This is a genomic window from Bifidobacterium sp. WCA-178-WT-4B (assembly GCF_009696495.1).
Classification (GTDB): Bacteria; Actinomycetota; Actinomycetes; order Actinomycetales; family Bifidobacteriaceae; genus Bifidobacterium; species Bifidobacterium infantis.
Window position 1 is genome coordinate 281071 of sequence record NZ_VULV01000002.1, and the last position, 21997, is coordinate 303067.

The 21997-nt window shown below is 61.2% G+C and carries 18 protein-coding genes and 5 tRNA genes; 18 read left to right on the forward strand and 5 right to left on the reverse strand.

The features are described from left to right. Positions 1–41: 41 nt before the first annotated feature. The 10 genes from FYJ31_RS03050 (at position 42) to FYJ31_RS03095 (ending at position 10624) form a co-directional block, all read left to right on the forward strand. Positions 42–1013: a shikimate dehydrogenase family protein gene (locus tag FYJ31_RS03050; protein WP_012577433.1), complete on the forward strand. Its 972-nt coding sequence runs from the start codon at positions 42–44 to the stop codon at positions 1011–1013. Then, positions 1013–1999, forward strand: coding sequence for an RNase adapter RapZ (gene rapZ / locus FYJ31_RS03055; RefSeq protein WP_154535925.1), 987 nt, complete (start codon positions 1013–1015; stop codon positions 1997–1999). Before FYJ31_RS03050 ends, rapZ begins: the two co-directional genes overlap by 1 nt. Before the next feature lie 198 nt (positions 2000–2197). Further along, positions 2198–3148 (forward strand): DNA-binding protein WhiA, encoded by a 951-nt coding sequence (whiA, locus tag FYJ31_RS03060; RefSeq protein WP_012577435.1) that lies wholly within the window; start codon positions 2198–2200, stop codon positions 3146–3148. A 168-nt stretch (positions 3149–3316) separates the two neighbouring features. Next, entirely contained in the window at positions 3317–4522 is a 1206-nt protein-coding gene (locus tag FYJ31_RS03065; RefSeq protein ID WP_012577436.1) for a phosphoglycerate kinase, read from the forward strand. Positions 4523–4579: 57 nt separating this feature from the next. Continuing rightward, positions 4580–5383: a triose-phosphate isomerase gene (tpiA, locus tag FYJ31_RS03070; protein WP_032744140.1), complete on the forward strand. Its 804-nt coding sequence runs from the start codon at positions 4580–4582 to the stop codon at positions 5381–5383. A gap of 63 nt (positions 5384–5446) precedes the next feature. Then, a complete protein-coding gene (gene secG, locus FYJ31_RS03075) occupies positions 5447–5695 on the forward strand; it encodes a preprotein translocase subunit SecG (RefSeq protein WP_003829342.1) in 249 nt (82 codons plus the stop codon). Positions 5696–5796: 101 nt separating this feature from the next. Beyond that, positions 5797–6747: an L-lactate dehydrogenase gene (locus FYJ31_RS03080; RefSeq protein WP_154535926.1), complete on the forward strand. Its 951-nt coding sequence runs from the start codon at positions 5797–5799 to the stop codon at positions 6745–6747. Next, a complete protein-coding gene (locus FYJ31_RS03085) occupies positions 6744–7595 on the forward strand; it encodes an HAD family hydrolase (protein WP_050496249.1) in 852 nt (283 codons plus the stop codon). Before FYJ31_RS03080 ends, FYJ31_RS03085 begins: the two co-directional genes overlap by 4 nt. Before the next feature lie 110 nt (positions 7596–7705). Continuing rightward, positions 7706–9262 carry an aminotransferase class I/II-fold pyridoxal phosphate-dependent enzyme gene (locus tag FYJ31_RS03090; protein WP_154535928.1) on the forward strand — a complete coding sequence of 519 codons (1557 nt, stop codon included), beginning with the start codon at positions 7706–7708 and terminating at the stop codon, positions 9260–9262. A gap of 3 nt (positions 9263–9265) precedes the next feature. Next, positions 9266–10624: an MATE family efflux transporter gene (locus FYJ31_RS03095; RefSeq protein ID WP_012577441.1), complete on the forward strand. Its 1359-nt coding sequence runs from the start codon at positions 9266–9268 to the stop codon at positions 10622–10624. Here the strand turns inward: FYJ31_RS03095 and brnQ are convergent. From brnQ to tkt, 3 genes are all read right to left on the reverse strand, one after another. Beyond that, entirely contained in the window at positions 10621–11979 is a 1359-nt protein-coding gene (gene brnQ, locus FYJ31_RS03100; RefSeq protein ID WP_154535929.1) for a branched-chain amino acid transport system II carrier protein, read from the reverse strand. The two genes, FYJ31_RS03095 and brnQ, sit on opposite strands and share 4 nt — an antisense overlap. A 185-nt stretch (positions 11980–12164) precedes the next feature. Further along, positions 12165–13268 (reverse strand): transaldolase, encoded by a 1104-nt coding sequence (gene tal / locus FYJ31_RS03105; protein WP_071478279.1) that lies wholly within the window; start codon positions 13266–13268, stop codon positions 12165–12167. A gap of 191 nt (positions 13269–13459) precedes the next feature. Next, positions 13460–15568, reverse strand: a complete 2109-nt coding sequence (gene tkt / locus FYJ31_RS03110; protein WP_154535930.1) for a transketolase — start codon at positions 15566–15568, stop codon at positions 13460–13462. Between the two features lie 374 nt (positions 15569–15942). Here tkt and hrcA point away from each other — a divergent pair, with 374 nt between their 5' ends. Both hrcA and dnaJ read left to right on the forward strand, forming a co-directional pair. Continuing rightward, positions 15943–17061: a heat-inducible transcriptional repressor HrcA gene (hrcA, locus tag FYJ31_RS03115; protein ID WP_012577445.1), complete on the forward strand. Its 1119-nt coding sequence runs from the start codon at positions 15943–15945 to the stop codon at positions 17059–17061. A 55-nt stretch (positions 17062–17116) separates the two neighbouring features. Beyond that, on the forward strand, positions 17117–18262 hold the full coding sequence (gene dnaJ, locus FYJ31_RS03120; protein ID WP_012577446.1) for a molecular chaperone DnaJ: 1146 nt from the start codon (positions 17117–17119) through the stop codon (positions 18260–18262). Between the two features lie 47 nt (positions 18263–18309). On the opposite strand, the gene FYJ31_RS03125 is transcribed toward dnaJ, so the two are convergent. After that, positions 18310–19101, reverse strand: coding sequence for a fructosamine kinase family protein (locus FYJ31_RS03125; protein ID WP_071478303.1), 792 nt, complete (start codon positions 19099–19101; stop codon positions 18310–18312). Between the two features lie 144 nt (positions 19102–19245). Between FYJ31_RS03125 and FYJ31_RS03130 the strand changes: the two genes are divergently transcribed. Further along, positions 19246–20130: an undecaprenyl-diphosphate phosphatase gene (locus FYJ31_RS03130; protein ID WP_012577499.1), complete on the forward strand. Its 885-nt coding sequence runs from the start codon at positions 19246–19248 to the stop codon at positions 20128–20130. A 216-nt stretch (positions 20131–20346) separates the two neighbouring features. On the opposite strand, the gene FYJ31_RS03135 is transcribed toward FYJ31_RS03130, so the two are convergent. Next, positions 20347–21204 (reverse strand): PAC2 family protein, encoded by an 858-nt coding sequence (locus FYJ31_RS03135; protein WP_077322146.1) that lies wholly within the window; start codon positions 21202–21204, stop codon positions 20347–20349. A gap of 135 nt (positions 21205–21339) precedes the next feature. Between FYJ31_RS03135 and FYJ31_RS03140 the strand changes: the two genes are divergently transcribed. The 5 genes from FYJ31_RS03140 (at position 21340) to FYJ31_RS03160 (ending at position 21851) form a co-directional block, all read left to right on the forward strand. Then, positions 21340–21412: transfer RNA gene (locus FYJ31_RS03140), tRNA-Gly, on the forward strand. A 27-nt stretch (positions 21413–21439) separates the two neighbouring features. Then, positions 21440–21510, forward strand: a tRNA-Cys gene (locus FYJ31_RS03145). 41 nt (positions 21511–21551) lie between these two features. Beyond that, a tRNA-Val gene (locus tag FYJ31_RS03150) sits at positions 21552–21623 on the forward strand. A 48-nt stretch (positions 21624–21671) separates the two neighbouring features. After that, positions 21672–21744, forward strand: a tRNA-Val gene (locus FYJ31_RS03155). A gap of 31 nt (positions 21745–21775) precedes the next feature. Further along, a tRNA-Gly gene (locus tag FYJ31_RS03160) sits at positions 21776–21851 on the forward strand. Positions 21852–21997 lie beyond the last annotated feature (146 nt).

A 21997-nucleotide genomic window follows, 5' to 3' on the forward strand; every position in this document is an offset into this window, starting at 1 on the left:
AAAGTGTCGGCTAGCATGGGAACAGACATCAAGGAGGGGATATGGCCAATCATCGTTGCGCTGTACTCGGCAAACCCGTCGCGCACTCATTGTCACCCGTGCTCCACAACGCGGCCTACCGTTCGCTGAAACTCGACGATTGGCTGTACGACAAGCACGAAGTGGGAGAGGATGACCTCGACGCTTTCCTCAAAGGCCTCGACTCGACGTGGGCTGGCCTGAGCCTGACCATGCCGTTGAAAAAGGCCATCCAACCGTACGGTGTTCCGGAAAATCTGTGGGCCAAGGAACTGAAGGTGGCGAATACCGCGGTATTCGACTGGAGCGTGGCTACCGATGATCCCGCTTGGCCGAACGGCAAGCCAGACATCAAGCTATACAACACCGATGTCATCGGCATCCAACTCGCCTTCGACCATGCCAATCGCGAACTCGGCGAACACCACACCGCATCGAGAAGCGGCGCCGCGCTGATCATCGGCAATGGCAACACCGCCACTTCGGCGTTGGCCGCATGCTGCATGATGCCCGAAATCGGCCATATCATCGTCGCCGCCCGCCACCCCGGAAAAAACACCGGGCTTAAACCAGTGGCCGAGAAGTTCGTCAACGTGCATAACCCGTATAGCGAAATCGAATTAGGCGACGATCAGGCCCTGCTCGAGGCAGCCCGCAACGCCACCTATGTCATCAACACGATTCCCGGACATGCGGCCGACAACGTCGCGGATGCCCTCACCAATGCCGGAACCGAGCCATTCTCCGGACTGCTGCTGGACGTGGTCTACGATCCACGCCCCACCAAGCTCATGGAAGCCTGGCGCGCTCATGGCGGTCACGCCATCGGCGGTGAAGAAATGCTGCTGTACCAAGCTCTCGTACAGGTATTGCTGATGACCGGTATCTGGGATGACGACCCGCCCAGCGATGCCGACCAGCGTCTGCAGGACACCACCACCGAAGACGACCAGCTGGAGATCGCGATGCGCAAAGCTCTTGAGGAGGCCCTGTAATGAGTCAACAGACAACAATCCTCGATACCGGCGAGGCGGCCGCCACGAATGCGCCGGCGAATTCCGCGACAGCCACATCGACTCCGGACAACCAGCCGACCCCGCTTGATGCCTTCGAAGTGCTGCTCATCACCGGTATGTCCGGCGCAGGCCGCTCTCATGCCGCTGACTGCGTGGAAGACATGGGATGGTATGTGATCGACAACCTGCCTCCCAAACTGCTTATCCCGCTTGTCGACATGATGACCACCTCCGGTTCCGGATCGGGGTCGGGCGTCCACAAGCTTGCCGCCGTCATCGACGTGCGCTCCAGCTATTTCGACGAGCTGGCCGCCGTGCTCGGCCATCTGGATGATCTCGGCGTCAAAACCCGTATTCTGTTCCTCGCCGCCAGCAACGAAGTGCTCATCAAGCGCTATGAATCCGTGCGCCGCCCGCACCCGCTGCAGCACGGCAACTGTCTGATCGACGGCATCCTTGAGGAACGTCACCTACTGGAAGACCTCAAGGAACGAGCCGACTGGGTCATCGACACCAGCTCCCTGAGCATCCACCAGCTGTCCACCAAACTCTACGAGACGATGCTCGGTTCAGGCCCCACCACCGTGGCGGTACACATCTTCAGCTTCGGCTTCAAATACGGCATGCCCATCGACGCCGATTTCGTGGCCGACGTGCGTTTTCTGCCCAACCCGTTCTGGGTGCCCAACCTGCGCGAGCTTACCGGGCACGACAAGCCGGTCGCCGACTACGTGCTTTCCAGCAAGGGTGCCAAGGAATTTCTCGACGCTTATGAGAAAGCTATCGAGATTGCGTTGGAAGGATACGCCCAGGAAGACAAGCACTACGTAACCATCGCCGTCGGCTGCACCGGTGGCCAGCACCGGTCGGTGGCGATGAGCGAGGAGCTGGCTCGCCGCTTACGCGCACATGGGCTCAACGTAACCGTTTCCGCGAGAGAACAGCACAAGCGTCACTCATCGTAAGCAGGCGTCGAGCGGTCATCGGGCAAGCGTTCGGTGACCACACTGCGAGAAAGCAAAGCCCATAGTATGTATCAAACGGGTTCGCTTGTCCACCAGATTAGGTATCACAGAAAGCCGATGGCTTCCGACCGTGTGACAGCAAATAACGGCACGAAGCGCCTGAAGCATTGAGAAGAACGGGACTGTAGGAGGTAGATCTTGGCTCTTCTGGACGATGTCAAAAGCGAGTTGGCGGCCTTTGAAGGCGATTCGCCAGCCGCGATCAAGGCCCAAGCTGCGGCCATGATCCGTTTTGGCGGCGGTCTTCGACCGGTACAGAATACATACGTTATCCAAGCCGTATTCACCTCGCTTGACGTTGCAGAATGGCTGAAGAACACGTTGAGGAACACGTTCGGGCACGAAGCCGAGATCAACCACCTCACCCGTCAGACCCCGAACGGCCCTGTCGAGACCTACGTGGTGCTCGTCACCCGCAACGTAGTGGCCTTGGCTTTGCAGACCGGACTGGTCGACCGCCGTAAGCAGCAGGTCCGTGGACTGCCGTCTGAAGTGGTCAACGGATCCATCGCCCAAATCAAAGCGGCATGGCGCGGCGCCTTCATGGCCCGTGGCTTCCTATCCGATCCCGGTAAGGCCAGCTTCCTGGAAATCGCTTGCCCTACGGAAGAGGCCGCCATGGCCCTGTGCGGCGTGGCCCGTCGTCTCGGCATCCAGGCCAAGCATCGCACGCTGCGCAGCTCCGAGCGCGTGACCCTCAAGGATCCCGACGCCATCGAACGCATGCTCAAGCTCATGGGCGCCACCCGTTCGGCCCGCGAATGGACCGGCAAGCGCTCCGATGGCGAGGCCCGCGGCAAGGCCAATCGTCTGGCCAACTTCGATGACGCCAATATGCGCCGTTCCGCCAAGGCCGCCGCCGAAGCCAGCGAAAAAGTGCAGCATGCTTTCGAAGTACTCGGCGATAACATTCCGGACAACCTCCGTCAGGCCGGCCAGCTGCGCATCGATCACGTGGACAAGAGCCTCGAGGAGCTCGGCAAGATCGCCGAACCGCAGATCACCAAGGATGCGATTGCCGGACGAATTCGCCGACTGCTTCAGCTTGCCGAGAAGACGGAGAAGGCTCGAGCAGCCGAAGGCAAGTAACCCGACAATCCGATTTGCCGTGCCTATTCGGCAGAACGCGACAACAACAGAACAAAACACCGCATTCAGTCAGTAGACGAATGCGGTGTTTTGTTCCGGAATGCCTGTAATATGCAAAGTGGCAAAATTGGCCACTTTGACGTGCGATTCGTCAAGGAAAGGATATTCATGAAGACACTCAAGGACCTTGGAGATCTCAAGGGCAAGCGCGTTCTGGTTCGCGCTGATTTTAATGTTCCGCTGGACGGCACCACCATCACCGATGACGGTCGAATCAAGGCTGCTCTGCCGACCATCAAGACCCTGCGCGAAGAAGGCGCCAAGGTCATCCTCATGGCCCACCTTGGCCGCCCGAAGGGCAAGGTCGTTCCTGAGCTGAGCCTGGCCCCGGTTGCCGCCCGCCTCGGCGAGCTGCTCGGCACCAACGTGCCGCTGGCCAAGGACACCTACGGCGAGGACGCTCAGGCCAAGGTCGCCGCCATGAACGATGGCGACGTTGTGCTGCTTGAGAACGTTCGTTTCAACCCGGAGGAGACCTCCAAGGACGCCGACGAACGCGCCGCTTACGCCAAGAAGATCGCCGCCCTCGGCGAGGCCTTCGTTTCCGATGGCTTCGGCGTGGTCCACCGCGCCCAGGGCTCCAACTACGACGTTGCCGCCGATCTGCCGGCCGCCGCAGGCCTGCTGGTCGAGAAGGAAGTCAAGGCCCTGTCCAAGGCCACCGAGAACCCGGAGCGTCCGTTCACCGTGGTGCTCGGCGGTTCCAAGGTCTCCGACAAGCTCGGCGTCATCGAGAACCTGCTCGACAAGGCCAACCGTCTGGTCATCGGCGGCGGCATGGTGTTCACCTTCCTCAAGGCCAAGGGCTACGAGGTCGGCACCTCCCTGCTTGAAGAGGACCAGCTTGAGAAGGTCAAGGGCTACATCGAGACCGCCGAGAAGAACGGCGTTGAGCTCGTGCTGCCGACCGACGTCGTCGTGAACGCCGGCTTCCCGGCCGGTGACACCCCGGTTGCTCCGGAAGTCGTTGCCGCCGACGCCATCCCGGCCGACAAGATGGGTCTGGACATCGGCCCGGAGTCCCAGAAGCTCTTCCACGACAAGATCGTCGACTCCAAGACCGTCGTGTGGAACGGCCCGATGGGCGTGTTCGAGGTTCCTGAGTTCGCCGCCGGCACCAAGGCCGTGGCCCAGGGTCTGGTCGACGCCACCGCAGCCGGTGCGTTCACCATCGTCGGTGGCGGCGACTCCGCTTCCGCCGTGCGCAACCTCGGCTTCCCGGAGGACGGCTTCTCCCACATCTCCACCGGTGGTGGCGCTTCCCTCGAGTTCCTCGAAGGCAAGGAGCTCCCTGGCCTGAAGGTGCTTGAGTAATCCATTTTCTAGCTCCCCTCCTTGAGGGGAGCTACGTATTTTTTAGAAGGGAAACATATGGCGTCCAAACGCATTCCGTTGGTGGCCGGCAACTGGAAGATGAATTTCGACCATCTTGAAGCCACTTACTTCGTGCAGAAGCTGGTATGGCTGTTGCGTGACGCTCACTTCGACTTCAAACGCTGCGAAGTCGCGCTTTTCCCCTCGTTCACGTCATTGCGCAGCGTACAGGTGCTGGTCGAAGCCGACAAGCTCCATGTCGCCTACGGCGCACAATCCGTTTCCGTGACCACCCAAGGTGCCTTCACCGGCGATGTGTCCGCGGACATGATCGCCCATCTCGGCTGCTCATACGTCATCGTCGGCCACTCCGAACGCCGCAAATACCATCCTGAAGATGACGCCAATATCGTCGATCAGGTACGTGCCGTGTTCGCCGCCGGCATGCAGCCGATTTTGTGCGTCGGCGAAAGCTTCGAGGAACGACGCCAAGGCATTGAACTCGATTTCGCCGTGGGCCAGGTACGAGACGTCACCCGCGATCTCAACGAAGAACAAGCCGCCGAACTCATCGTGGCCTACGAACCTGTCTGGGCCATTGGCACCGGCATGGTGGCCACTCCGCAATCCGCCCAGGATGCCGCAAACGCCATCCGCAACGATTTGAAGACCACCTTTGGCACGAAGGTATCCGATAGCGTACGTATCCTGTACGGCGGATCGGTCACCTCGAAAAATGCGGCGGAACTCATTTCCCAGCCCGATGTTGACGGCTTCCTGATCGGAGGGGCGGCCTTGGACGTTGAGGAACTCGCCAAAATCGCTCGATTGGCACTTAAATCCATGAAATCACGGAACTAATACCACGGTTTTCCCGTGTGTGCGCTATGCTGGTCAACAGTCCAATCAATCCGGAGGTACCCTGTGACCGCTCTTAAGATCACGCTGCAAGTCATCGTCGTGCTGCTCAGCTTCGTGCTGACCCTGCTCATCCTTATGCACAAGGGCAAGGGCGGCGGTTTGTCCGACATGTTCGGCGGCGGTCTGACCCAGAACGCCGGTACTTCCGGTGTCGCCGAAAAGAACCTGAACCGTTGGACCGTTATCATCGCTCTGGTGTGGGTGGCCTTGATCATCGGCCTCGACATGATGACCAAGTTCAACCTCGGCTGATCGGCTTGCACGCCATATAGACTTGTCGCTCGCGACCCATGACCGTTACCGTCGGTCATGGGTCGTATGCGTTCTATCGAGTATTACGAAAGGACATCACCATGGTCACTATGAACCGCAACAAAGTCGTTATCGTCGGCACCGGCCAGGTCGGTGCCACCGCCGCCTTCGGCATCGTCACGCACGGCCTGTGCAATGAGCTTGTGCTCATCGACCGTTCCGCCGCCAAGGCCCTGGGGGAGGCCCGCGACCTCGATGATGGCAGCGAATTCCAGGACCGCCACGTCAAGGTGCGCGCCGGCGACTACGCCGACTGCAAGGACGCGGACATCGTCGTCATCACCGTGGGCCGCAAGCCGCCGGCCAACTCCAACCGCATGGCCGAACTCGGCTTCACCGTGGGTCTTGTGGGCGAAGTGGTCGACAACGTCATGGCCTCCGGCTTTGACGGCGTGATCGTCATGGTCTCCAACCCGGTCGACGTGATGGCTTGGTATGCCTGGAAACGTTCCGGTCTGCCTCGCACCCAGGTGCTCGGTACCGGCACTGCGCTCGACACCTCGCGTCTCAAGACCATCATCGGCGAAGAGACCGGCCTTGACCCGCGCAATGTGGGCGGCTTCGTGATGGGCGAGCACGGCGACTCCCAGTTCACCGCATGGTCCACCGTCTCGCTCGGCGGCAAGCCATTCGCCCGTTTCCTGGCCGACAACCAAGACCGTTTCGCCTCCGTGTCCACCACCGAAATCGAAGAGAAGACCCGCACCCGTGGCGATGAGATCGTCGCGGCCAAGGGCGGCACCAACTTCGGCATCGCCTCCACCGTGGCCGGCATCGTGCAGACCATCCTGTGGGACGAACGCCGTATCGTGCCCGTCTCCACCCTGCTGGACGGCGAATACGGCGAACATAACGTGTTTCTCGGCGTCCCCACTGAACTGCGGGCCAATGGTGCCAACGAGATCGTCGAACTCGATCTGAGCGAGGACGAGCGGGCCAAACTGCACCATTCCGCCGAACTCGTGCGTGTACACTGCGAGGGGCTGCTGTGATTCTCGACGCCATCACACCGAAACAACCCCGACTGCTGGTCGCCGACCTCGACGGCACGTTGCTGCACGACGCCGAGGTATTCGAGGACCGGTTCATCACCCAGCGCAGCATCGACACCATCAACCGCGCGCACGATGCCGGACTGAAATTCGCCATCGCCACCGCGCGGCCGGTGAGTACCGGCCTCCAGTTCGCCGAAAAACTGCCGGTGGACGCCGTAATCTATCTGAACGGCGCCCTCATCGATTTCGACCCGGCCCACTCCGACTTCGACCTGCTCACCTCAGGTGCCACGCCGGCCGATGAGAACCATTTGATCAAGATTGGCTTCTCCTCACGGCGTGCCTGCGAAGTCTGTCTGTTCCTGCTCGATCGCATGCCCGGCCTGAAGCTCGGCATCGTGATGAACGACGTGCGCTACACCAACTTCGATGTGCGCGTGTATTGGAAAACTCAGGCCTTCCAATATACGAACTTCCACGACGTGCCCGAAGGCGTGGCGGACAAGATCACCATCTTCCCCGAGCCTGAACAGTGGAACGAGCTGCGTGCGCTGATTCCGCCGGACTTCGACATCTCCATCAGCGAAGGCGTGATGTGGATGCTCATGAACCCGCAGGCCAACAAGGAGCACGCGCTGCACCTGCTGTGCGAGCGACTGGACGTGCCGCTCGAACAGACTGCCGCCTTCGGCGACGACCTCATCGATATCAACATGATGAGCGAATCCGGCCGGGGTGTGGCCGTGGCCAACGCGAACCCCAAGGTGCTGTCCATCGCCGACGAGATCTGCCCGTCCAACAACGAGGACGGCGTTGCCCAATGGATTGAAGCGCAGTTGGGCTGAACCGGTCGAGACTCGAGAACACGCCAAAATTGAACTTGTGTTGAACCGGGAGTATGCTTTGAACCGTTGTTCAAAAGATAAATTGAACTCCCGGTTGGAGGCATAAGGATATGAGCGTATCGGTGTTTGCGGAACGTCTGCGCAATGCGATGAACAGCAGGGGACTGAAGCAGGTCGATTTGGTGCACGCCGCCGAACATCGTGGCGTAAAGATGGGCAAGAGCCACATCAGCCAATACGTGGCCGGCAAGACCATGCCCCGCGAGGACGTGCTCGAATTCCTGGCCAGCGAACTGGACGTCGACGCGAACTGGCTGCGCGGTGAGGAATCCACCACGCAATTGAACTCGGACGCCTCCAACAGCGTCACGGACGGCGAACACGCCGCCACAACGCTTGCCACGGATGCCGCCAAGCCCCATACGGACAGCGAGATTCCCGTGGGCCGCCGCCGCACCTTCGGCAAATCGCACAAGCTTGACAACGTGCTCTACGACGTGCGCGGCCCGGTCGCCGACGAGGCGATGCGCATGGAGGCCAACGGCACCCACATCCTGAAATTGAACATCGGCAATCCGGCACCCTTCGGCTTCCGCACGCCGGACGAAGTCGTCTACGACATGGCCCACCAGCTCACCGACACCGAAGGCTACTCGCCGTCCAAGGGCCTGTTCTCCGCGCGCAAGGCCATCATGCAGTACGCGCAGCTGAAGAACATCCCGAACGTCACCATCGACGACATCTACACCGGCAACGGCGTCAGCGAGCTCATCAACCTGTCCATGTCCGCGCTGCTCGACACCGGCGACGAAGTGCTCGTGCCCTCCCCGGACTACCCGCTGTGGACCGCCTGCGTGAACCTGGCCGGCGGCACCGCCGTGCACTACCTGTGCGACGAACAGTCCGAATGGTATCCGGACATCGACGACATCCGCTCCAAGATCACCAGCAACACCAAGGCGATTGTCATCATCAACCCGAACAACCCCACCGGCGCGCTGTATCCGCGGGAAGTGCTCCAGCAGATCGTCGACATCGCACGCGAACACCAGCTCATCATCTTCTCCGACGAGATCTACGACCGTCTCGTCATGGATGGCCTGCAGCACGTCTCCATCGCCTCGATGGCCCCGGACCTGTTCTGCGTGACCTTTTCCGGCCTGTCGAAATCGCACATGATCGCCGGCTACCGCATCGGCTGGATGATCTTGTCCGGCAACAAGCGCATCGCCAAGGATTACATCGAGGGCCTCAACATGCTGGCCAACATGCGCATGTGCTCGAACGTGCCCGCCCAGTCCGTGGTGCAGACCGCGCTCGGCGGACACCAGAGCGTCAAGGACTATCTCGTTCCCGGCGGCCGCGTGTATGACCAGCGCGATCTCGTCTACGACATGCTCAACGCCATCCCCGGCATCAGCGCCGTCAAGCCCAAGGCCGCGTTCTACATCTTTCCGAAGATCGACGTCAAGCGGTTCAACATTCACTCGGATGAGCAGTTCGCGCTCGATCTGCTGCATGACAAGCACATCCTCATCAGCCATGGCGGTGCGTTCAACTGGCGGCATCCCGACCACTTCCGTGTGGTGTACCTGCCGCGCATAGGCATGCTGCACGAAACCATGGAGGAGCTCGCCGACTTCTTCAGCTACTACCGGCAGAACTGACCCATGGCGCATACAGACGCACTCGATTCAGGGCTGGGCGTCACGCCGGTGCCCCGTCTGGCCCTCACCATGTCGTTCCCCGCCATCGTGGCGCAGGCGGCGAACGCCTCGTACACGATCATCGACCGGATGTTCATAGGGCATATCCCCGAAGTCGGCAATGCGGCGATGACGGGAGTCGGCATCTGTTTCCCGATTCTGTTGGCCGTCACCGCCTTCGCCTCGCTGATCGGCGCCGGCGGCGCGCCGCGCGCCTCCATTGAACTCGGTCGCGGCAACTTCAAGAAGGCCGAGCGCATCCTCGGTACCAGCACGGCGTTCCTCGTCGTCATAGCCCTGACCCTCACCGCGGTGCTGCAGTCGGTGAAACGGCCGATCCTCTATGCCTTCGGCGCCAGCGACGCGACCATCGCCTACGCGACCGATTTCATCACCATCTACCTGATCGGCACCGTTTTCGTGCAGTTGACGCTCGGGCTGAACAGCTTCATCTCGGCGCAGGGCAAGACCACGGTGGCCATGGTCTCGGTGCTCATCGGCACCGGTGCGTCCATGGTTCTCGATCCCGTGTTCATTTTCGTTTTCGGATGGGGCGTCAGGGGAGCGGCCGCCGCGAATGTGATCGCACAACTGATTTCGACGGTATGGATCGTGCTGTTCCTTTCCTCGGGGCGCAGCGCCATTCGCCTGCGCCCGGCGAACATCCGAATCGACCGAATCATCATTCCCGTGTTGACGCTTGGTCTGGCGCCCTTCATCATGCAGATCACGGAATGCCTGATCAATGTGGTGTTCAATGTCGGTCTGCAGCGGTACGGCGGTGATGATTACGTCACCTCGATCACCATCATCACGTCGCTGATACAGGTCGTGGGCGTACTGACCGGCGGTTTTCAGCAGGGCATCCAGCCGATCATAGGGTTCAACTTCGGCGCCCGCAATATGCGGCGCGTCCGGCAGGCGATTCGCATGGCCTTCGTCACGCAGATCGCCTCCGCCACGGCGTTGGTGTCGGTGCTTGCCGCATTCCCGGGATTCTTCGCATCATGGTTCACCACGGAACAGACGGTCATCGACATCGTGACCCGCATGATGCCGATCTTCGTATGCGGCTGGGGCGTCTTCGGCATCCAGCTGGGCGCGCAATGCGCATTCGTCGGCATGGGGCAGGCCGGACAGTCGGTGTTCCTGGCCGTCTTCCGCAAGGTCATCCTGCTTGTACCGCTCGCATTGCTGCTGCCGCATTGGCTCGGCGTCGATGGCATCTTCATCGCCGAACCCATCTCCGACGCCACCTCGGGCATGGTGGCCGGTCTGCTGTTCCTCATCACCTACCGCAGGATCCGACGGAATCTGGTCTAGATGTCGCGGCCGGCAGGCGTGACGCACCGCTTGTCGACGATGCCGGCAATGACGCCGATGACGGCGGGTAGGATCCAGCCGAGCTGGTACTGCTGCAAGGGCAGTGCGGCCAGCGCGACATCCAGCCAGGCGATGTCGCCGCCGAACACGACGGCCAAGCTGGAGACGCAGGTGGCGAAGGAGGTGACGGCCACCAGCAGCACGGTCCAGAAATAGACGCGCGGGAACCGCGCGCCGAGCATGGTATGGGTGAGCGCGAGCAGCACCAGTACGATGGCGATCGGATACAATGCGGACAGTACCGGCACGGAGACCTTGATGATCGCGCTCAGTCCGGCGTTGGAGACGATGAAGCTGAACACGGTGAAGATGACCTGCCACGTGCGGTAGCTCGGCGTTCGTCCCGCGATGGAGCGGAATCTGGCGTGGAAATAGGTGGCGCAGGTGCAGATCAGCCCGGTGCACACGTTGAGGCAGGCTATGACGAACACGATACCGAGGAACGCGGTGCCGAAGGTGCCGAACAGGGACGAGGTGAGGTTGGTGAGCACGGTCGCGCCCGTGTCCTGTGCCGGGTCGATGGCGCTGATAGCGCCGGATACCGCTCCCACATAGCTCAGCGCTCCATAGATCACGATGAGCAGAACGCCGGTGCCAAGACCGGCGTATGCGGTCTCCTTCTGCACTTGGATCTCGTCATCGATGTGCTGGGCGCGGATGTTCGCGGAGATCACGATGCCGAAGTACAGCGCGGCGAGCAGATCCATGGTCTGGTAGCCGTCGAGGAAGCCTCGCGTCACCTGATTGGCGAAGTAGTCGCCCATCGGTTTGGCCGGCGTGCCGATGCCGTGTACCAGGCATGCGATGAACAGGATGGCGATCAGCACCAGCAGCAGCGGTCCCATGAAACGTCCAAGCACCTTGGAGAGTTTCTCGGGATGCTGGGCGAACAGGAAGGCCAATGCGAAGAACACGCACGAGTAGATGAGTTGCGCGAGCCAGCCGTAGGAAGCCGGCACGAAAGGCGACACCATCATCTCGAATGACGTGGTGGCCGTGCGCGGAATCGCAAAGCAGGGGCCGATGGTAAGCATGATCGCCACACCAAGAAACAGGGCGAATCCGGGGGAGACCCGTCGGGCGAGCCCATCGAATCCCCCTGCGAAGGTGACCGCGAGGACGCCGAGAATCGGCAATCCGACCGCGGAGACGATGAAGCCGACGGCTGCCGGCATGGTCGCCGATCCGGCCTGCGCGCCAACGAATGGAGGGAAGATCAGGTTGCCCGCCCCGAAGAACATCGAAAAGAAGGTAAATGTCATCACCAACCGTTGGCGCGCGACAAGCTTGTTCATTGCGGAAAACACCTTTCTCCCGTGTGGCCGTAGCACTATGGCATCGGATTGTCCCCGGACCCGCGCATGACGGGTCTCCCTTCCGGGGCCACCCTCGCAGAGGATACGCATAAGCCCCGACCGGTTGGGGTCGGGGCTTATCGAACCGTCAATCCGGCACGTCAATCACGTGCCGGCGTCGCGGCTCAGGCGTTCACGCGGTCGATGCCGGACTGGACGTCGGCCAGCACGGAATCCCAGGACTTGATGAAGGCGGCGACACCGTCGGCCTCCAGCTTGTCGGTGACGTCCTTGAGGTTGATGCCCAGCTCAGCCAGCTTGTTGATGACGGCGTGGGACTCCTCGAAGGTGCCCTCGATGGACGGAGCGCCGTTGCCGTGGTCGGCCAGAGCGTTCAGGGTCTTCTCCGGCATGGTGTTGACGATGTGCTTGGCGACCAGCTCGTCAACGTACTTGCAGTCGGAGTAGGCGGCGTTCTTGGTACCGGTGGAGGCCCACAGCGGACGCTGGACCTTGGCACCCTTGGCAGCCAGGTCGGCCCAACGCGGATCCTCGGCGAACTTCTTCTCGAAGAGCTCGTAGGCCAGACGGGCGTTGGCCACGGCGGCCTTGCCCTCGAGGGCCTTGGCTTCGTCGGAGCCGTTGGCTTCCAGCAGCTTGTCGACGGCGCTGTCCACGCGGGAGACGAAGAAGGAGGCGACGGAGCCGATGTGCTTCAGGTCGTGGCCGTTGGCGTCAGCCTGGGCGATGCCCTCGATGAAGGCGTCGATGACCTGCTCGTAACGCTCGAGCGAGAAGATCAGGGTGACGTTCACGGAGATGCCCTTGGCCAGGGTGGCGGTGATCGCCGGCAGACCTTCGAGGGTCGCCGGGATCTTGATCATGGCGTTCGGACGGTTGACCTTCTCCCAGAGTTCCACAGCCTGCTTGGCGGTGTTCTCGGTGTCGTGGGCCAGACGGGGATCGACCTCGATGGAGACACGGCCGTCGACGAAGTCGGTAGCCTCAGCGATCTCGCGGAAGATGTCGGTGGCGTTGCGCACGTCGGTGGTGGTGAGCTCGCGGACAGCGGTCTCAACGTCAACCTTGCCGAGCTCCTTGAGCTGAGCGTCGTACGGGCCGACCTGGCTCAGGGCCTTCTGGAAGATGGACGGGTTGGTGGTGACGCCGACCACGTTCTTGTTGGCGATGAGGTCCTGCAGGGAGCCGGACTCGATGCGGGAGCGGGACAGGTCGTCCAGCCAGATGGAAACGCCGTTGTCGGACGTGCGCTGAGTTGCTTCAGTCATGTTTATTCTCCTTATATTCCCTATTGGAACAAATCTGTAGGGCAGACCCCTGCGATCTGCGGGGTCTGCGGCACGGCGGACGGACCCGGACCTTCGATGACCGGCCACGCCGGCGGTCCTGGCCCATCCGTCATACGATCGTCTCCCGCTGTGGAGACTGATGACTCAACTCGCCAGCGGGAGACGCATGATCACTTGGCGGCTTCGGCTTCGGCGATGGAGGCCTTGGCGGCTTCCACGACGTGCTCGGCGGTGATGCCAAGGTCGATCATGTTCTGAGCGCCATCGCCCTGCAGGCCGAACTGCTCGATGGAGACGGGCTTGCCGTAGGAGCCGAGGTACTTGTACCACGGCATGGCGACGCCGGCCTCGACGGAGACGCGGGCCTTGACGGCGGCCGGCAGCACGGCCTCCTTGTACTCGGCGTCCTGCTCCTCGAACCACTCGAGGGACGGCACGGACACCACGCGGGCCTTGACGCCCTCGCCGGCCAGGGTCTTGGCGGCGGCCACGGCCCACTGGACCTCGGAGCCGGAAGCCATGAGGATGACGTCCGGGGTGCCCTCGGTGTCCACGAGCACGTAGGCGCCCTTGCGAACGCCTTCCTTGGCCTTGGCGGCGGTCTCGGCGAGCACCGGGACGCCCTGACGGGTCAGGATCATGGCGCCGGGCAGCGTGTTCTTCTTCTCGAAGAAGTAGCGGTAGGCCTCGGCGGTCTCGAAGGCGTCGGCCGGGCGAATGACCTCAAGCTGAGGAATCGCGCGGAAGGAAGCAAGGTGCTCGACCGGCTGATGGGTCGGGCCGTCCTCGCCGACGGCGACGGAGTCGTGGGACCAGATGTACAGGTTCGGGATCTGCATGAGGGCGGCCAGACGGACGGCGGAACGCTCGTAGTCGGAGAACATGAAGAAGGTACCGCCGAACGGACGGGTGTGCGAACCGAGCAGGATGCCGTTGGTGATGCAGCCCATGGCGAACTCACGCACGCCGAAGTGCAGCTGGCGGCCGAACTCGTTGCAGTTCGGCCACTGAACGGTGGCGCACTCGGCCGGGGCGAAGGTGGCGGCACCCTTGAGGTCGGTCTTGTTGGAGCCGCCGAGGTCGGCGGAGCCGCCCCAGAGTTCCGGCATGACGGCGGCGATGGCGTTGAGCACGGAGCCGGAGGCGCCGCGGGTGGCGACGTTCTTGCCGACTTCGAAGGTGGCCTCAAGGTCGTCCAGGGCCTTGTCGAAGCCTTCCGGCAGCTCACCGGCCTTCAGGCGGTCGTACAGGGCGGCCTTGTCCGGGTTGGCCTTGCGCCAGGCGTCGAACTTCTCGTCCCAGGCCTTGTGGGCTTCCAGGCCGCGATCGGCGACCTTGCGGGCGTGGGCCAAGGCTTCTTCGTCGACGTGGAAGGACTCCTCCGGATCGTAGCCGAGGAGCTTCTTGAGGCCGGCGACGGCCTCGGCGCCCAGCTTGGAGCCGTGGGAGGACGGGTCGTTGGTCTTGCCCGGGGTCGGCCAGGCGATCAGGGAGTGGACCTTGATGAGCTTCGGCTGGTCCGGAGCGGCCTTCTCGGCCTTGGCGATAACGTCGGCCAGGCCTTCGATGTCCTCCTTGTAGGGGCCGTCGGGCTGGATGAAGCTGAACTCGTCGGTGTACCAGCCGTATGCCTGGAAGCGCTTGAGCACGTCCTCGGCCAGCACCAGGTTGGTGTCGCCTTCGATCTGGATGCGGTTGGCGTCGAAGATCACGGTCAGGTTGCCGAGCTTCTGGTTGGCGGCCAGGGAAGCGGCCTCGCCGGAGATGCCCTCCTCGATGTCGCCTTCGCCGCAGATGGCCCAGATCTTGTGGTAGAACGGGGAATCTTCCTTCGGGGTCTCCGGGTCAAGCAGACCGCGCTGGAAACGCTCGCCGTAGGCAAAGCCGATGGCGGAGGCGAAGCCCTGACCCAGAGGGCCGGTGGTCATTTCGATGCCCGGGGTCAGGCCGTACTCCGGGTGGCCCGGGGTGCGGGTGGCCGCGCTGCCACGGAAGCTCTTGAGGTCGTCCAAGGTCACGCCGTAACCGGAGAAGTACAGCTGGACGTACTGGGTGAGGGAGGCGTGGCCGCCGGAAAGGATGAAGCGATCACGGCCTTCCCAGTTGGGATCATTCGGATCGTGCTTGATGAAGTGCTGGTACAGCGTGTAGGCGACGGGCGCCAGGGAGACGGGGGAGCCGGGGTGGCCGGAGCCCGCCTTCTCAACCGCGTCAGCCGAAAGGACCTTCGCCATCTTGATGGCGCGCTCGTCGAGCTCGGTCTCCTTGAATTCGGTCATGGATTACTTTCCTTCCAATTGGTCGGGCCGCGTATCCGGCTTGTGCCGGGCGCTTGACGCCCTCACATTGCGACTACCATGCTACCGTCGGTTTGCGACGTTGTGGTGCAATTTTGGCGTGTTCTGGTAGTTTGTGTTCTGTTAGCGTTCACAGTGAACATTGCTACGCTGCAAACGAACGCATTAGCACTCAAGCCTAAGGAGTGCTAATACAATGTTCTAGGGTGAAGTGCGCCACCTGCACGTGGCGGAGCCAAGAAAGAGGCAATATTTCTGGGTTCCCGCGTGTCGCGGCGTGGCGAACCGACCGTCGGGGTACGCCCTGAGTGAACCGTGACTGATATGTATATGTATATGTATATGAGGAGGCGCGCATGACGCAATCAAGACGCATGCTGGTGCTGCGCGCCGTGGTGGAGGATTACATCCGTTCTCAGGAGCCCGTGGGCTCCACTTCGCTGACGCGCGACCATGATCTCGGCGTCAGTTCGGCCACCATCCGTAACGACATGGCCGCTCTGGAGGACGAAGGCTATCTGATTCAGCCGCACACTTCGGCCGGTCGTGTGCCCACCGAAAAGGGCTATCGATACTTTGTGGACCGACTTGCTACCGTGGTGCCGCTCAGCGAGGCGCAACGCCGTGGCATCAACAGCTTCCTGTCCGGATCGGTGAGCCTCAAGGACGCGCTGCAGCGTTCGGCACGACTCTTGTCCGAAATCACCGGTCAAGTGGCCGTAGTCACCTCGCCATCGCTGGCCAAGGCCACATTGCGGCATGTGGAGATGGTGCCCGTTGCCATGACCACGTTGCTCGCGGTGGTGATTACCGACACCGGCCGCGTGGCCCAGCACGGCCTGACCATCGCATCCATGCCCGCCGTGGACGAGATCAACCGGCTCTCCAACACCGTCAACGAACAATGTGTCGGACTGTCCCTATCGAAATCCGCGGAGACCGTGCGATCCATCGCCGCCAGCGCCGGCTACGAGTCGGTGCGCGGCGTGGCCGACGCGCTGGCCGACGCCTTCGAATCGATGGCATTGGACGAACGTGCGAACGAACTGTACATGTCCGGCACCTCGCACCTGGCCCACTCCCGGTCCCTGACCGATCTGGCCCCGCTCTTCGACGCGCTGGAAGAGCAGGTCGTGCTGATGAAGCTCATGAGCAACCTGAGCGAGGAGACGAATGCATCCGGCGTGGGCGTGGCCATCGGCTCCGAAATGCACACCCCCGGCCTACTGCATGCTTCCGTGGTCAGCAGTGGCTACGGGCGCAGCGGTGAGGCGGGCGAACCGGCGGGGAACGATCCCGTAGGCGAACCCGAAACCGAATCCGAGACGGAGAGCCAGACGAACGACATGGAACCCATCGCCTTCGTTGGCTCCATAGGGCCGACCCACATGGACTATGCGGCCACTATGGCCGCCGTCAGGGCCGTAGCCAGATATTTGACCGCCTTCCTCTCCGAAGGCCGGACCCAAGACTGACCGCCGTCTGTGGCACAATGACCCGCAGACCAAACGAACACAAAGGATCAATCAAGTGGCAGATTATTACGAGACGCTGGGTGTGGAACGCGGCGCCAGTGACGACGAGATCAAGAAGGCATACCGCAAGCTCAGCCGTAAGTACCACCCCGACATCGCGGGCCCTGAATTCGAGGACAAGTTCAAGGAAGTGAACAACGCCTACGATGTGCTGTCCAATCCGGACAAGCGCCGCATGTATGATTCGGGCGTCGACCCGAACGATCCGAACGCCGGTGCCGGCGGCTTCTCCGGGGCGGGCTTCGGCGATATGAGCGACGTGTTCTCCACGTTCTTCGGTTCCGCGTTCGGTGGCGGCTCACAGGGCCCGGTGCCGCGTACCCAGCCCGGCCGCGACGCCCTGGCCTCCGCGTCCATCGACCTGAAGACCGCCGTGTTCGGCGGCACCGCGCATGTCAAGATCAATACGTTCTCCCTGTGTCAGGAGTGCGGTGGCTCCGGTGCCCAGGGCGGCGCACAGCCGGTCACCTGCCCCGACTGCCACGGCCAGGGATTCATGCAGAAGGTCGTGCGCACCATGCTCGGCCAGATGATGACCTCCGCCCCCTGCGAACGTTGCGAGGGCCACGGTACCATCATCCAGAACCCGTGCCCCAGCTGCATGGGCCACGGCCGTGTGCGCACCACACGTACCGTGGGCGTCACCGTGCCCGCCGGCATCAACGACAACGCGCGTCTACGCTTGGCCAACCAGGGCGAAGTGGGCGAGGGCGGCGGCGCTGCCGGCGACCTGTACATCGACATTCGCATCAAAGCGGATAAGCAGTTCACTCGCGATGGCGACGACCTGCACTGCTGGATTCAGGTGCCGATGAGCTGGGCCGTGCTCGGCCACGATCTGTCCATTAACACGTTTGACGGTGAGAAGACCGTGTCCATCCCGGCCGGCTGCCAGCCTGAGGATACGGTGACGCTGAAGGGACTGGGCGTCACGAACATCCGCAACAAGGACGAGCGTGGCAACCTCATCGCCCACGTCAATGTGCTGATTCCCACCAAGCTCAACGAAACCGAGCGCGGCCTCATCGAACAGTTCGCCGCCTCGCACGATTCAGGCGCCACGCACGTCTCCCAGGCATCCCGTCCACAGGCTGGCCAAAAGAAAGGCTTCTTCAGCAAGTTAAAAGACGCACTGAGCTGAGAGTGGATGCGTTCTTGGCTCCCCCTCAGAGAGGGGAGCCAAGTCTGTTACTTCAGCAGGGAACGGCACATGGAGCGGTATTCGTTGACGTAGCCGCCGCCGAAGAAGACGCAATGGCCGGCGATGGGGTAGAGCTGCCAGAGCGTGATACGCTCCTGCCATCCGGCCTTCAGCGGATGTACGGACTGGTAGCCCTCGGTGATTTCGCTCAGATAGCTCATGCCGAACAGGTGCAGCATAGACAGATCCTCCTCGCGATGACCGCCATGTGCCGCCGGGTCGATGAGCACGGCCTCGGGCTGCCCGGAATCGGCGGTCCACATCACATTGCCGCTCCACAGATCGCCGTGGATGCGCGCCGGCTTGTCGGCTGCGGCGCGGCCCATCAGATCCGGCAGCGCTTCAATCACGCGCTCAGTCAACTCAACATCGCGCTTATCCAGCTCGCCACGCCTCACACCAAGGTTGACCATCGGGCGCAGCCGTCCATCAGCGAAATAGCTGATCGGGTCGGTCCACTCGCCGGTATCCATTTTCACTGGGTCCTGCAATGGTCCGAAGTAGCATGTGCCGTTATATCCGTCAGGCGCAGACCCGAAATATTCGGCACCAGTATCATGCATATGGGCCAGAGCCGCACCAAAAGCTCGTGCCGCCTGAGGCGTGGGGGACGCGCTACCCACACGTTCGATATCCAGATAATCCTTGCCCCAGCCGTATACCTGCACCACGCGCGGGCCGCCCTGCGCATGAGCCGCTCCCAACCATTCGAGTCCTCGGCCCTCGCATTCGAAGAATCCTTCCGGTGCGAATGCCCTGCTTTTGCGATACGTGGCCATAATGCTCCCTTCGTCGCTTACGTACTATATCCACTTTCATTGTAGAAGCCGTAGATGTTACCGATTCTTAGCGTTGTTCTACACCCCCTTGGGTAGGGTGTTCATCGTCATAGCACATCAAATACTCAGAAATCACGAGGGGTTATGAATTTTTTCCAAGCGATCATTCTCGGCATCGTTCAGGCGCTGACCGAATATCTCCCGGTATCCTCCAGCGCGCATATCCGTATTTTCGGCGATTTGATGCTGGGCTCTGATCCCGGTGCGGCGTTTACCGCCATCATCCAGATCGGCACCGAACTGGCGGTGATCCTCTACTTCCGCCATGACATCATCAACATCCTCACCCATTGGTTCGGCTGCCTGTTCGGCAGGAACGGCAAGGATTGGAAAGCCCGTATGGGGCGCGGCGACGAATACGCCACACTCGGCTGGAATATCATCGTCGGTTCCATTCCGATCGTCATCCTCGGCTTCACGCTGCAGGACGTCATCGAAACCTCGTTGCGCAACCTGTGGATCACGGTGACCGTGCTGCTGGTGTTCGGCGTGCTGCTGTGGGTGGTGGACGCTAAGGCCCGGCAGAACAAGACCATGGACGATATGACGTACCGTGATGCGTTCCTCTTCGGTCTGGGCCAGTCCATGGCACTGATTCCGGGCGTGTCCCGCTCCGGCGGCACCATCACCGTTGGACGTGCACTGGGATACACCCGCGAAGCCGCCGTGCGCCTGAGCTTCCTGATGGCGATTCCCGCGGTGTTCGGTTCGGGGCTGCTGGAAACCGTCAAGGCCGTGAAGAACTACAAAACCGATGCGATGTTCCCCGGCTGGGGGCCGACCCTCGTGGCCATGGTCATCAGCTTCGTACTCGGCTATATCGTGATCATCGGCTTCCTGAAGTTCGTATCGACCTTCTCCTACAAGGCCTTCGCCATCTACCGCATCGGTTTGGCTGTGGTCGTCGCCTTGCTGCTGATCGTGGGCGTGCTGCCGGCCATCGATCCCTCCGTGGCGGCTGCGGCATAAGACAGATCAATAGAGGCGACTCAATATAATGGTGCTCCCGCCGGCGGGAGCCGTCAGCGAAGCTGACTGATGATGGTCACTGGAATATGCCAGCAGAACCACCCTCAGTCTCGCTACGCGAGCCAGCCCCCGACATTTTGTGCGACGTGCACATGCTCCCGCTGGATGAACAGCCCACAGGGCTGCTCATCCAGCGGGAGCATCACCATATATGGGCTAATTACCCATCTGGCGCAGAAATGCTTCCGCTTCTTTGACCAGTTGTTCGGCCTGGGGCGCTCCCAAAGAAGCCTCCGCCTCGGCTTTCTGCTGCAAGTCGTAGTCGTGCTCCAAATGCTCCACATAATCATGAAGCTGGTCATTACAACGAACCAGTATCGATGCCTGAGCCTTCCACTGTTCGGCTTTCTGCTTCAGATCTGCCGTATCGAAGGTGAAGCCGATATGCTTGCCCAACGCATCCAGCAATCGCATAGTGCCGGCAGAACATTCGTCGCTGCCCAAATATTGGGGGATGGACACCCACATTGAGGAATGAGCAAAGCCTTGCTGCGCGGCGGCCACATCCAGAACAGTAGGAATGCCCACCGGGCCGTTATACGACCGGTCTCCTTCGCACTGACAGTCTCCGTCGCTGACGGCGATGGGCAACGGCCGAGTATGCGGGCAATCGGAGAACATCGAACCTAACGTAATGATTCGATTGACATCCAGCTCATCGGCGATGGCCAGACTCTGGCTACAGTATTCCTTCCACCGATAGTTCGGTTCAGGGGCGATCTGCGCATAGATATGCTTGCCTGCGTCCAACGTGATGTCGTAGAACGTAGTCTGCGGCCAGATAAGATTGGTGCGTCCCGAAACATGGCACAGCATAGGACGGGCAACCTGGTAGTCATAGAAATCATCACAACGGATATGACGAATCTCGCGGGACTCATATCGCTTGACCAGATGGCGCACCACGTTCGTCGCCGCCTGACAGGCATCATTCCATCCCTCGAATGCGGCGATCAATACTGCGCCGGTGTCCTTCGCTGCTTCACTCATACCTCTAGAGTAACTGGAGTTCATTGCCCGAAGCGCACGCTTTAGCCATAAGCGAGAGTATGCAATTACAGGCGACACGCCGCAGCTGGACGAACTACACGCATGTGTGTATAGTAAACACTCGTGCTTCGGCAGGGAGACCTCGCCAAGGAAACACACGCGGACATAGCTTAGTTGGTAAAGCGCAACCTTGCCAAGGTTGAGACCGCGGGTTCGAGTCCCGTTGTCCGCTCTAGGTCCGTGAGTTGACAGACCTTACGGTGGGTTAGCCAAGCGGTTAGGCAGCGGCCTGCAAAGCCGTATAGACGAGTTCGACTCTCGTACCCACCTCTCAGACCAGCGAAGCAATTCAATGGGATGAAATATGACCCGGGCGGTTGGCGCAGTGGTAGCGCACTTCCCTGACACGGAAGGGGTCACAAGTTCGAATCTTGTATCGCCCACGAAAGTCGAAGCAATTCGACTGGATATAACTGAAGAACCGAGTATTCGGGCGATTGGCGCAGCGGCTAGCGCACTTCGTTCACACCGAAGGGGTCGTAGGTTCGATTCCTACATCGCCCACTGGATTCCGCTTCTCACGGCGGATTCCTTTGCGGACATAGCTTAGTTGGTAAAGCGCAACCTTGCCAAGGTTGAGACCGCGGGTTCGAGTCCCGTTGTCCGCTCCACAACGAAACCTCGCTTCGGCGAGGTTTTTTCGTATTGGTTCAGATGCTGGTGGTATTTGTCGTATGCCCAACCTATCGTGTCCTACGTTGATTAACCAGTCCAGGCCTGCACATTAGTACCGCGGGCCCCGATAGCAAAGGACAAA